General features: G+C 45.5%; 9 protein-coding genes and 1 pseudogene. All 10 read right to left on the bottom strand.

Going from position 1 to position 12,615, the window contains the following annotated elements:
* Window positions 1-42: 42 nt before the first annotated feature.
* A complete protein-coding gene (locus DXX93_RS09370; RefSeq protein WP_116007871.1) occupies window positions 43-1,230 on the bottom strand; it encodes an alginate export family protein in 1,188 nt (395 codons plus the stop codon).
* A gap of 106 nt (window positions 1,231-1,336) precedes the next feature.
* Window positions 1,337-2,197 carry an ABC transporter ATP-binding protein gene (locus DXX93_RS09365; protein ID WP_116007870.1) on the bottom strand — a complete coding sequence of 287 codons (861 nt, stop codon included), beginning with the start codon at window positions 2,195-2,197 and terminating at the stop codon, window positions 1,337-1,339.
* A 42-nt stretch (window positions 2,198-2,239) separates the two neighbouring features.
* Entirely contained in the window at window positions 2,240-3,238 is a 999-nt protein-coding gene (locus tag DXX93_RS09360; protein WP_258872637.1) for an ABC transporter permease, read from the bottom strand.
* An 83-nt stretch (window positions 3,239-3,321) separates the two neighbouring features.
* A pseudogene (locus DXX93_RS09355) lies at window positions 3,322-3,600 on the bottom strand (nitrate ABC transporter substrate-binding protein); the annotation flags it as partial.
* Window positions 3,507-3,887: a hypothetical protein gene (locus DXX93_RS09350; RefSeq protein ID WP_116007869.1), complete on the bottom strand. Its 381-nt coding sequence runs from the start codon at window positions 3,885-3,887 to the stop codon at window positions 3,507-3,509. The gene DXX93_RS09350 and the pseudogene DXX93_RS09355, both read right to left, overlap by 94 nt.
* Window positions 3,888-3,970: 83 nt before the next feature.
* Window positions 3,971-5,287: a CmpA/NrtA family ABC transporter substrate-binding protein gene (locus tag DXX93_RS09345; RefSeq protein ID WP_258872636.1), complete on the bottom strand. Its 1,317-nt coding sequence runs from the start codon at window positions 5,285-5,287 to the stop codon at window positions 3,971-3,973.
* A 493-nt stretch (window positions 5,288-5,780) separates the two neighbouring features.
* Window positions 5,781-6,950 (bottom strand): CmpA/NrtA family ABC transporter substrate-binding protein, encoded by a 1,170-nt coding sequence (locus DXX93_RS09340; protein WP_116007867.1) that lies wholly within the window; start codon window positions 6,948-6,950, stop codon window positions 5,781-5,783.
* Complete coding sequence (locus tag DXX93_RS09335; protein ID WP_258872635.1) at window positions 6,947-7,552, bottom strand: ANTAR domain-containing response regulator; 606 nt, start codon at window positions 7,550-7,552, stop codon at window positions 6,947-6,949. The genes DXX93_RS09340 and DXX93_RS09335 overlap by 4 nt, the downstream gene beginning before the upstream one ends.
* 344 nt (window positions 7,553-7,896) lie before the next feature.
* Window positions 7,897-9,987, bottom strand: coding sequence for a trypsin-like serine protease (locus tag DXX93_RS09330; RefSeq protein ID WP_116007866.1), 2,091 nt, complete (start codon window positions 9,985-9,987; stop codon window positions 7,897-7,899).
* A 194-nt stretch (window positions 9,988-10,181) separates the two neighbouring features.
* Window positions 10,182-12,344 (bottom strand): trypsin-like serine protease, encoded by a 2,163-nt coding sequence (locus DXX93_RS09325; protein ID WP_116007865.1) that lies wholly within the window; start codon window positions 12,342-12,344, stop codon window positions 10,182-10,184.
* Between the last annotated feature and the right edge of the window lie 271 nt (window positions 12,345-12,615).

The following is a 12,615-nucleotide window of genomic DNA, read 5'->3' as shown; positions in this document are numbered from 1 at the left end:
AGTATTTCCTCTTAACTTAGATTCCTGATTGATGCGATTTGCTTAGAATTTTGCACCAACCCAGACCCAAAGCTTGTCAGTATCGACTTTGCCTGAGCCTGTATCGCCTGCCGAGTAGGCAGCGAATTTCACACCACCTGAAAAGGTTTTGTTGAAGCTTTTGCCGTATGAAAGGTTAATTTCATCACCTAGATCATCGACCACAGCATTGCCATCGTCTGCTTCGTAATCGTGATAAACCACTGACCATTTACCGCCAAATGCTTTACCAGCAGCCGACAGGTATAAGTCGGTCAAACCGACACTTGGCGTCCCCAAAAATTGATCTGCCCAGCCGTTGAATTTATGCAGTGTTGCTAGCGGTGTTGAGAAGCCATATGCGCCGTCGTCGCTGCCCAACACTTCGTAACCGCCTTTAAGCGTAATACCCTTGATGACATAACCCAGCTCTAGCAAGGTGTAATCGGCATCAAACTCAGTGCCAGCGGCTTCTGATTCTTGGGTGGCAAACTCAATGGTGTAAAGCAGCTTGTTGTCCCCTTGCTTTTGCGCACCGGCAAAGCGGAAACCGTAAGTGTCTAAACTGTTATCAACACCTTCATCAACCTCTAACAAGTAGCTATAACCCGTTAATTTGCCGTACGGCGTTTTGTAGCTGACATTTAACAAGTGGTCTTTGCTGTCGAGGTCGCGATTTTCAGCAAAAATGCGATTGCGCTGATTTAAATAAGCGTAAGTGGCTTCAAATTTATCGGCTTTGTAATTGAACGACGCAGCATCAAAGGTTTGACGGTCTTGACGCCAACCAACATGGCCAACAAAGCGATGATTGTCTAAGGTGATCACTTGGCGACCAACTTTGGCGGTAAAGCCTTGGTCAGCGTATTGCACATAAGCCTGATCCAGCTCTGAAGTTTCTGGGTCGGCAATAACAGAGTAGCCTGCACCATTACCTGCCGTGTCGTTGTAGTCATCAACGCCGAACACTTTGCGTGAGTCTTCAAACTCAACAAAGCCAGAAAACTTGTTGTAAGTTGCTGTTTTGTAACTTAGGCGGGTACGCAATGTCAGCGCATCGGCATCGCGCAATGCGTTGTCTTGGTCGACAGCTTCGTAGCGCAGACGAAAATCAATGCTTGCTTTTGCCTCATCAGCACTTAATGCCAAAGGTGAAACAGCGGTAAATGCCGTACCAGCAAAAATTGAGAGAGTAATTTTGTTAGCTTTCATGTTATTTCCTTATTGGATTCTTAAACGAAAACAAAGTCATTGTAGAACGCTTTAAAACGGCTAATATTCAGCCAAATTATAGTAGCGTTGCGATAATATGTTATGGCTACGCCACATCATGTTTTTCGGCGTTGACTTTGCTGTTCGTCGTATTCGAACGGTCAGCTTTAGCACTGATCGGTTCGACCTTACGTTGTTTTTCATACAGGAAAGTTAATACAGCGGAGCGAAGTCGGTTGTATTCAGCATCTTGTGCCAATGCCAAACGATTTCGTGGCCTTGGTAGATTAACATCCAGAATTTCGCCGATGGTTGCCGCGGGGCCGTTAGTCATCATGACAATGCGATCAGATAACAGCACCGCTTCGTCAACATCGTGGGTGATCATGATCACTGTGTTGTTAAGTTCATCTTGAATTTCCATCAGTGAATCTTGCATATGAGCGCGCGTTAATGCGTCAAGTGCGCCAAATGGCTCATCCATCAATAATACTTCCGGTTGCATGGCTAGCGCACGAGCAATACCAACGCGTTGCTTCATACCACCAGAGATCTCATCAGGACGCTTGTGCATCGCGTGATCCATGTGAACCAATTTTAAGTTGTGTTCGATCCACGCTTTCATCTCGCCCGCTGCCATTTTCTTTTTGAACACTTGTTTTACCGCCAACTCAACATTTTGATAGGCAGTTAACCAAGGCAACAGTGAATGGTTTTGAAACACCACTGCGCGCTCAGGGCCAGGCTCTGTGACTTCTTTGTTGTTTAACAACACACCACCTTTCGTTGCTTGATACAAACCAGCAACCACGTTCAACACCGTTGACTTACCACAGCCAGAGTGGCCAATCAGGGAAATGAATTCACCTTTGTTGATTTTCAAATCCACTTCTTTTAGCGCGGTAAAATCCCCTTTAGGCGTTGGAAATACCATGTCGATTTTGCTGATATCTAGTAAAATGCTCATCTAACTATTCCTTTCTCTACGAATGTAAGTGCCTAAAGTGAATTAACGGTTTGCGCTGGCTTTGTCCCAAGAGACAATGCGTTGTAGCTGCAACATGCCGCGGTCAAGTAAGAAGCCGATAAAACCAATAACAAAGACTGCGGTCATGATTCGACTTAAACTTTGCGAACTGCCATTTTGGAATTCGTCCCAAACAAATTTGCCAAGACCAGGGTTTTGCGCCAGCATTTCGGCCGCAATTAATACCATCCAAGCGATACCAAGTGATAAGCGCATACCAGTGAAAATGGCTGGGATTGACGCAGGTAACACGATCTTTTGAACGTGAACTAGGCTAGGTAAACGCAGGACACGACTAACGTTGTTCCAATCTGAGTTGATTGCTGACACGCCTACCGACGTGTTAATCACCATCGGCCACAAACAACATAGCGTGACGGTGATCATTGAGTTAACAAATGACTTGGCAAACATTGGCTCAGGTGACACATACAGCGCACTCACGACCATAGTCACCAGCGGTAACCATGCCAATGGCGAAACAGGCTTAAAGATTTGAATAATTGGGTTAATTGCCGTATTCAAGTTTTTGCTTAACCCAATCGCAATCCCCAATGGAATCGCGATGACCGCTGCCAACACAAAGCCACTCATAACCGTGACTAAACTTGTACCGATTTGGTCAATAAATGTTTCTTTACCTGTGTAGGCTCTGATCTTGGGCACATAGTCAGGATCTTTGGCGACGCGTTTGGCGTTACGCTCTTCTTGACGTTGATAAAAAGCGACTTCTTTTTCGCGCTCTGCATTATGCTCTTCATATAAGTTAACCACCTGTGTCGCCACAGCCGTTGGGCCGGGAAACTTGCCAAGTGACGTATCAATGTTACTGGCAGCAAATGACCAGATGAGTAGGAAAACCGCAATGCCAATAATAGGTAAAACAATTGCTTTGGTGTGATTTGACAACCAACGCAATGCATTTGTAGCCCAATTTGGTTCGCCATCTGAGGTGATCATTTTTTGTATTAAGGTGGTCATATTATTCTCCAAGCACGTAGCGCTCACTTCTAAAAGAAAAGGCTACGCTGTATAACTTCCTAACTGATTGGTTTGACTGGCGACTAAATTTTGTCGCCAGCTTTTAAGCCAATGTTAAATTTATTGATGTATTCGTTTGGCTTAGTACCGTCGTAAACGATATTGTCAATAAAGTGTGTTTGCGGGTTACGGAAACCGTCTTCACCGTTTAATGATGCAAAATCAGTGGCTAGCATAAGCTTTTCATCCACCAAAGACTGTGCTGCTTTCATGTAAATATCTGGGCGATAAACTTTTTTCGCGACATCAAAATACCAAGCGTCTGGCTTGTCTTCGCTGATTTGCCCCCAGCGACGCGTTTGGCGTTACGCTCTTCTTGACGTTGATAAAAAGCGACTTCTTTTTCGCGCTCTGCATTATGCTCTTCATATAAGTTAACCACCTGTGTCGCCACAGCCGTTGGGCCGGGAAACTTGCCAAGTGACGTATCAATGTTACTGGCAGCAAATGACCAGATGAGTAGGAAAACCGCAATGCCAATAATAGGTAAAACAATTGCTTTGGTGTGATTTGACAACCAACGCAATGCATTTGTAGCCCAATTTGGTTCGCCATCTGAGGTGATCATTTTTTGTATTAAGGTGGTCATATTATTCTCCAAGCACGTAGCGCTCACTTCTAAAAGAAAAGGCTACGCTGTATAACTTCCTAACTGATTGGTTTGACTGGCGACTAAATTTTGTCGCCAGCTTTTAAGCCAATGTTAAATTTATTGATGTATTCGTTTGGCTTAGTACCGTCGTAAACGATATTGTCAATAAAGTGTGTTTGCGGGTTACGGAAACCGTCTTCACCGTTTAATGATGCAAAATCAGTGGCTAGCATAAGCTTTTCATCCACCAAAGACTGTGCTGCTTTCATGTAAATATCTGGGCGATAAACTTTTTTCGCGACATCAAAATACCAAGCGTCTGGCTTGTCTTCGCTGATTTGCCCCCAGCGACGCATTTGCGTTAAGTACCAAATTGCATCGGAATAAAACGGATACGTAGCGTTGTAACGGAAGAACACATTAAAGTCTGGCACCTCGCGCTTATCGCCTTTTTCATACTCAAACGTACCTGTCATACTGTTGGCAATAACGTCGTAATCTGCGCCCACATAGTTAGATTGCGATAAGATCTTCACCGCTTCTGGACGGTTAGCGTTATTGTTTTCATCTAACCATTTAGCCGCGCGAATTAAGGCGCGGGTTAAACGCACCGTGGTATTGGGGTATTTCTCGGCAAACGCTTTGGTAATACCAAAGACTTTTTCAGGGTTGTCTTTCCAAATTTCGTAATCCGTAACAACCGGTACGCCAATCCCTTTGAACACTGCTTGTTGGTTCCAAGGTTCGCCCACACAGTAGCCGTAGATAGTGCCTGCTTCTAACGTCGCGGGCATTTGTGGTGGTGGTGTTACTGATAACAAGGCTTCGGCATCTATTTGGCCGGAAGTATCACCTTTGTGCGGTGCGTAGAAGCCCGGATGGATACCACCAGCGGCTAACCAATAGCGCAACTCGTAGTTATGTGTTGAAACCGGGAATACCATGCCCATGTTGAACGGTTTGCCCGCTGCTGAGTACTTTTCAACGACAGGTTTAAGGGCGTCTGCTTTAATTGGATGAACAGGCTTACCGTCAGCGCGCTTGGGAATATTGCCCTTCATTTGCTGCCAAATTTCGTTAGAAACTGTAATGCCGTTGCCGTTTAAGTCCATCGAAAATGGCGTGATAATTTCTGCTTTGGTACCGTAGCCAATCGTTGCAGCAATGGGTTGGCCAGCAAGCATATGGGCGCCATCTAAACGCCCATCAATGACGCCATCAAGCAGTACCTTCCAGTTTGCTTGCGCTTCGATAGTGACATATAAGCCTTCGTCTTCGAAATAGCCCTTTTCATAGGCAATCGCAATAGGCGCCATATCAGTAAGCTTGATAAAACCGAATTTAAGCTCTTCCTTTTCTGGGTAGCCTAACTCTTTAGCATTCACACTAGCACTCATGATACTAGTAGTGACACAAAGGCCAGCCACTATCGCTTGACTCATTATTTTGCGGCAGAATTGTTTTGGTTGTTTTATTAGGTGTTTAAACATCCGTTCCTCCAAATAAAAAAAGCCCGCTGCACTCAAGGCTCAATCACGGGGATCGACACCATGTGCATGCGGGCTACAATGCCAAACTAATCGGTTACCACGCCTTTGCGGTGTAATTAGTTAAATTAAATTGTGTTGTTATTAACGCTCAATTACAGCGTATAAAATGTTGGTCTAAAATGCTTGGTTCTAGACGAGTTATACCCACAGCCGTTGCAGGGTTGGCTTTTAATTTTTCGTTTGCCCCAACTGCAAACGTTGATAACTTCACATTAGGCTATTCATGTTTAGTGCCAACTTTGAATATATACTCTAAACCTTGGTTTTTACTGGCCTACAGCTTGTTTAGCGAATAGTTGTCTAAATCGTACATTGCTATGTAATGCATTAGTTTGGCGCATCATGGAACCATTTTGGTGCTTTTTAGCGATGCTTTAGTTGCTGTTGCTAGCCTAGCGACATTTGAAGGCGTAGCAATATTGCTATCAGTAAAGGCACCTTGGTAGATGTCTTGCCTAAAGACTTGGCTCATCAGTTGTTCCACTTTACTATTTTCTGGAATGTGCTGATACTTGAGCATCTGACTTAACAACCATTCACCGTGAAACAGCTCTGGTTTGTTGATCGTGTCGCTACCATCAACTGCAAAACGGTTGTAGCTCGGCATATGTCGCGGTGATAGTTGATGGTGTACTAAACAACTGCCGATTAAGGATGGGGCTATTACCGACAGATGTAAGTCTAAATAGGTATGGCGGCTCAAAATACGCGCCGCTTCAAAGCGATTAGCCACAGTGGCTAGCCAGTCACATGCTTGTTGCAGTGCGCGGATCAGCGCTTTGGTGGTTGCTGGGTTTTGTACTTGCCAACTGTGTTTCATCGCAAGGACTTTTTCGGGCATATCCGGCCAAATATCACATGACGTTGCCCCCGTTACACCAACCCCGTCACGAACCGCTTTGGCATTCCACGGGCCACCGACACAGAAGCCGTCGATATCATCACTTTGAAGTGCCTCAACCATTGAGGCTGGCGGAATGATCACAATATCGACATCACCTTTGTTGACACCGTTTTGCTCGAACCAAGTGAGCAGCTGGTAATAATGACAGCTGTGCGGATAAACGGTGGCAAACCTAAGTTTAGTGCCCGACTGTTTTCTCGCCTCAATCACAGGTTTTAACAATGCCGCACTAATGGGTAAGTCGACAAACAGCCGTTGATGAATGAATTTGATCTCTTCATAAAGCGCCATGGATAAGGTGATACCGTTGCCGTTTTGGCTAAGTACCATAGGGGCAATGACATTCACTGCAGGCCCACTTAACCCGAGCGTACTGGCAATGGGCATAGGGGCAAGAAACTGAGCTGCATCGAGTACACCAGCGTGGAGCTTGTCGCGCATTGTCGCCCACGAATATTGTTTTTTCAGGGTAACGTTAAGCCCCTGCCCTTCAAAAAAACCAAGCTCATGCGCAACCACTAAGGGGGCACAGTCGGTTAACGGCATAAAGCCCAATGCAATGTCACGCGATTCACTGCCACTGAGTTGAGTATGAATTTGACTCATGATGATTTCTCCAACATTTGCGCCAGCGATAAAATGTTTTTAGCGACATCTTCTAATTTTTGGCTATTGTCCATCGCCATTTTACGTATGCGATGGTAAGCCTCTTTTTCCGTTAAGCTTTTGGTTTCCATTAGCCAAACTTTCGCCTGCTCAACAACCCGCTGACTCGATAGTTTTTGCTTGGTTTTCACCAGTTCACTTTTTAACGCTTGGTATTCTGAAAAGCGCGCAACGGCGGTATCTAAAATAGAGCGCACGCGAATAGGATTGATATCACCAGCGATATAGGCACTTACACCAGATTTGACGGTTTGATTGATGGTTTCGGTATCTTCCTGCTCTGAGAACATCACGACCGGTTTGGGGTTGGCGTGAGAAATAATACTGAGGCTGTCTAAAATATCGCGACTGGGCGATTCGACATCGATAATAATGACATCGGGTTGCAGCTGCTCTACTTGCTTGAGTAAGGATATGCCAGAGGAAGCGACGTGTTTAATACAATATTGAGAGCGCCCTAAGGCTTCCATCAGAATGTTGGCCTTTTTCTTATCGTCTTCAATCAGTAGCACATTTAATTCGTTTAATTGTTGTTTTGGCATGCTGTTTTGCGTGTGTCGCCACATTTTCCAAGCTTGGTGCGAGAAAGAAACAAAATACATACCAGCTTTATATTTACTTATTAAACAACAACCTAAGAAATCTACCTATGAAGAAAGCCGGGCTAATGACCCTAATTAATGCAGTCTTGCCTTATTTTAGTGAAAGTTGAATGATGCAGTAGTGATATTCAAAGTCTTATTTTGCAAAGCCGAGTTCAAGTCATTACCAACACAAAGCTACCATTCGCACATAAAAAAGGTCTGCTATTGCAGACCTCTTACATTCTCACTTGTTAAGCTCAATAGTGACGCTTAACTATTATCTATCAATGAATGTTAACTGATTAACGCTTCCTTCTCAGCCATGCTAACGACAACAAGGGCAATAACCACGCCATTGAACCGCCACCTGAAGAGCTTGTTGGTGTTACTGGTGCAGGCGTTGGCGCAGGCGTTGGCGCAGGCGTTGGCGCAGGCGCTGGTGGCGTTGGCTCTGCTTTTGGGGTAAAACGCACATTGCGAATATAACCTTTGTCTTCACCTTCACTCGCTGAGCCATCTTTGTTGTAGATCCAGGTAATGCGGTTATCTTCGCCGGTTAACGTATAAGTTTTTTCTTCAAACTCAACTTCACCAGAGATAAACTCGACTAACTCACCGTTGATGTATAGGTATAAAGCATCAAAAGGTTCGCTCGCATCGGCTGTGTTCTCTTCTGCAGACACTGACCACTCAAAGCTTAACTCACCTTCACCGCTAATCGCTGCCATGACAATACTATCTTCATCGTGAGTAATACCACCACTTTCAATACCAGCAGCTGTACTGTTCGCTTGCCAGCTTTGCTCGCCGCCATTGAACCAAGTGATATTTTCGTCAGCTCCTAGGGTGTTTTCTATATCGCTGGAGGTAGCAATCGCTCGACCAGCTAAATAAGTTTCACTGGTAGTGATCTCGCTAGTGTCGCTTTCAATTGTTACGCGTGCCGTTTGATTACCTACGCCACTGGCAGTGTAATTCACCGTTAACTCACAGCGTTCGCCTGCACTTAGGGTTAAACACTCTTGACCAGCTAAGGTAAAACTCTCGTCACCTTCGATGCGATAACTTAGCGTCGCCGTTTGTTCGGCATTATTCACAACTTCTACTTTCGCCATTTGTGATTGCTCAACGCCCACAACGTGAAAATCAAGCGATTGATTGATGGCAATTCCTTGCGTAATTGCGGTTAACCAAGTATCGAATTCTGCCACACGAGCATAAACGCCTGGGTAGCCGTCTGCCGCACAGCCAAAGCCCCAGCTAACGATACCTAGCTGTTGCCAACCTTCATTGGTGTTTAATACTAATGGGCCACCGCTATCACCTTGGCAAGAGCCTTTGCCACCGCCAGCAACGGCAGCACATATCATTACATTGGTAACACCCGCGCGCGCTGGATCGCCACCTTCACCAAATAGCGAGTTGGCTAATACTGCTCGACATTCCTGATTATTAAGTAGCTGTAAATCTACTTGGTGCAATACATCAGGAAAATCGCCAGTTGGCCCTTCGCCAGGCTCATAGCCCAAACGTCCACCCCAACCAATAACCGTAACGGCACTTGCTTCAGCAGCTGCATTATCTGTGGTTACTTTCGATGCAAGTGCAACACTTGGTGCATCGACAGGCGCGGTTAACTCTAATAACGCGATATCGTTGATTAAACTCACATCATTGTATTCTGGGTGCATGTAAATAGATTGAATATCAACGGCATTCTCGGCACCATCAGAAAGATCGTACTCGCCAATGTTGACCTTCAAAAACTGAGAACTGGCACTATCGACACAGTGCGATGCCGTCAACACCCATTTGCCACCGAGGAAGGTTGCACCACATGAAGAGTCTTGCACTAGACTGGCTTCACTTGATACAGAGACTGTCGCGTTATCACCTAAGTTATTATTTTTAATTGTTTGACCAGCTTCTTGGGTAACCCCAACAACGGGGATAGTGCCAGAGAAATCATCGCCTAAAGTACCGTTAATTGCACCGTCGACATTGTTATATATAACAACACCAACACCACCAGCGGTTTCACAGTTTTCGGCTTTAACCGAGAAGTTGATTTCGCCACGTTCAATTAAACAGATCTTACCTTGGGCATCGCTACAAGCTTGGTCGCCAATACCACAGTCAACAATTGCCCCACTTGCTTCACCTGATGGGCTGTTGGTGAATGGACCCGTTTCATAATTAGTGCCAGCAACTGTTAACGAGGTAGTTAACTCTTCGCCAGTAAATACTAATGCTGACATCCAAGGCCAATCACCATTGGGCGCTTGCTCGCCACCAACAATTCTAGGCTTTATCAATGGATTCGTGTTTTTGGCTACTACTGGGTACGCAACCATTAAGGCAGCACTGACTGCCGCTATCCCAAATCTTTTCACTTTCAATTCCTTAACATTAAATCCGAAGTCACCATAATAGATTATGTACGAGGTTTAAAGACAAAAAGTCGAATAATCCTTATATCTTTATGCCAAGATACATTTTCCACGGCAGCCTGATGAATGGCGTTGGCAAAAAAAAGAGCCAGCAACTGCTGACTCTCATTGTTAAGGTAAAATTGTTAAGCCCTCGCTCAAGCTGACTTTGTTTTGCGCCTTAACCAAAGTGTCGCCAACAGGGGGAGCAACCAAGCGAATGAACCGCCGCCTGACGAGCTACTGCTTGATGACTCTGTGGTTGGTGTTGACGGCGCACTAGGGGTAGACGGGGTGCTAGGCGCAGCAGGCGAGCTTGGTGTCGTCTGATTTGACGGAGCACTTGGCGTTTCTGGTGCCGTAGGCGCGCTGCCCGTATCTTTAGCAGTAAAGCGGATGTTACGTAAATAGCCTTTATCTTGGCCCTCAGAGACCTGCTGATCTTTCTGATAAACCCAGGTAACCCGATTCTCGGCCCCCGTTAATTGGTAACTCACTTGACGGTAATCAAGCTCACCAGAGATAAAATCAAACGCTATACCATTAATATAAATATACAGGGCATCAAAGGGATCATTTTCATTTTCCGTATTGGCTTCTGACGATACTGCCCACTCAAAGCTTAACTCACCCTCACCTGTGATGATGGCCATGGCAATGCTCGATTGCAAATGATCTATCACGCCACTTTCGATACCGCCATTGACTGTATCTGCTTGCCATCCCTGTTCGCCGCCATTGTACCAAGTGATATTATCGCTGTTCGACAAGCTATTATTAAGCGCTGTCGATAACTGGATAGCTCGGCCAGATAAATAGGCTTGACTGGTTTTGATCGCATCATTGTCAGCCATAATGTTTAATACCGCCCTATGATCACCAATCTGGTTTGGTTGAAAACTCACGGTTAAATCACAGCTGGCACCGGCAGCGAGCGATACACATTCGCCATGGGTAAAGGTAAAGCTTTGATCGCCGTCAATGGCATAGCTTAGCTGGACGGCTTGGCCGCTGTTATTTGACACTCTGACCAGAGATGTCTGTGTATGATCAACACCGGCGACATGAAAATCCAATGTTTGTTCGACTGCGATGCCTTGATAAATTCCAGTTATCCAGTCACTAAATTCAGCGACTCGCGCATAAACACCAGGGTAACCATCCGCTGCACAGCCAACCCCCCAGCTAACCACCCCCACTTGCTGCCAGCCCTCGTTGGTATTCAGGACGAGTGGACCGCCACTATCTCCTTGACAAGAACTCTTGCCGCCACCAGCAACCGCAGCGCAAATCATTGCATCCGTGATGCCGCCTTGGCTGGGATCACTATCTGGGCCAATGACAGAATTGGCTAATGTGGTATTGCACTCAAGATTGGTCAGCAGCTGTAAATCAACTTGGTGTAATAGCTCGGGAATATCAGCAAGGTGCTCCTCACCTGGCTGGTAGCCTGTCCGATCGCCCCAGCCCATGGCAGTAACGGTTTGATGATCCACAGCCGCGTTATCTGTGGTTATTGATGAAGAAATACTAATGGCAGGCGCATTAACGGCTTGAGTTAGCTCAATTAACGCCACATCGTTATTAAGCGCCACACTATCATATAGTGGGTGCATATAAATACGGGCCACTGAGATGGCATTTTGCGCGCCATTGGCTAAGTCATATTCACCGACATTAACTTTAAATGAATCTGTCGTTTCACCGTCGACACAATGGGACGCCGTTAACACCCATTTACTGCCAAGAAAGCTGGCGCCACAAAACGATGATTGAGCGGCATCAAGCAGTGTCGTTACTGAAATTTCAACCTGATTGCCAAAGAAGTTATCTTTAAACGCCTGACCATCTTCTTGTGATATCGCCACCACAGGAATTGAACCAGTAAAATCAGCAAACAAGGTACCATTTAGCAAGGGACCGGGCGCATTATTATAAATTATCGCCCCAACACCACCACCCGCTTCACAGTTATTAACTTTAGTAGCAAATTGCACGTCACCGCGCTCAATAAAGCAAACCTTATCTTGCACATTGACGCAAACCTGATCGCCTAAACCGCAATCAACAACTTCGCCATTGGCTTGCCCTTGCGGACTAAATATAAAAGGTTGTGTGGCAATTTCTCCGCCTTTAGCGGTGAGTAAAGAGACAGGTTGCTCGCTAGTAACCACCAGAGCAGACATCCACGGCCAATCGCCCTCGCTTGCCGCTTGGCCGCCAACAATTCGCGGCTTAATCAGTGTATTAGTATTTTCTGCACTAACAGGGTATGCCGAGATAAGCGCTGCACTTAGCGCCATCATGCGAAAGATTTTCATTGAGTATTCCTAATTAATACTGCTGCCACAACAAGCTTCTTCCAAACCACGAGATCAGGCTTCAAGTAAAAAGCTGACAAAAAATTAGAGCAATAATTCTACTGCATCTTGCAAGTGCAGCATATCAGACGAGTCATTACTTTTAGTTGATCTAAGTTCTATTGTCATCGTTCAGAAAAAGGTGTCACCTTAACAAGCGTCGTCTTGCGGACAGTGTTTAGACTGCTGCATTAAAATAATGAGCGAAATTTATTCATGTTAAGGCTTGCAT

Origin of the sequence: Thalassotalea euphylliae (assembly GCF_003390335.1) — a bacterium.
GTDB classification, from domain to species: Bacteria; Pseudomonadota; Gammaproteobacteria; order Enterobacterales; family Alteromonadaceae; genus Thalassotalea_F; species Thalassotalea_F euphylliae_B.
Note: the sequence above shows the minus strand (reverse complement) of the source record. Positions and strands in the feature narration are given on the sequence as shown.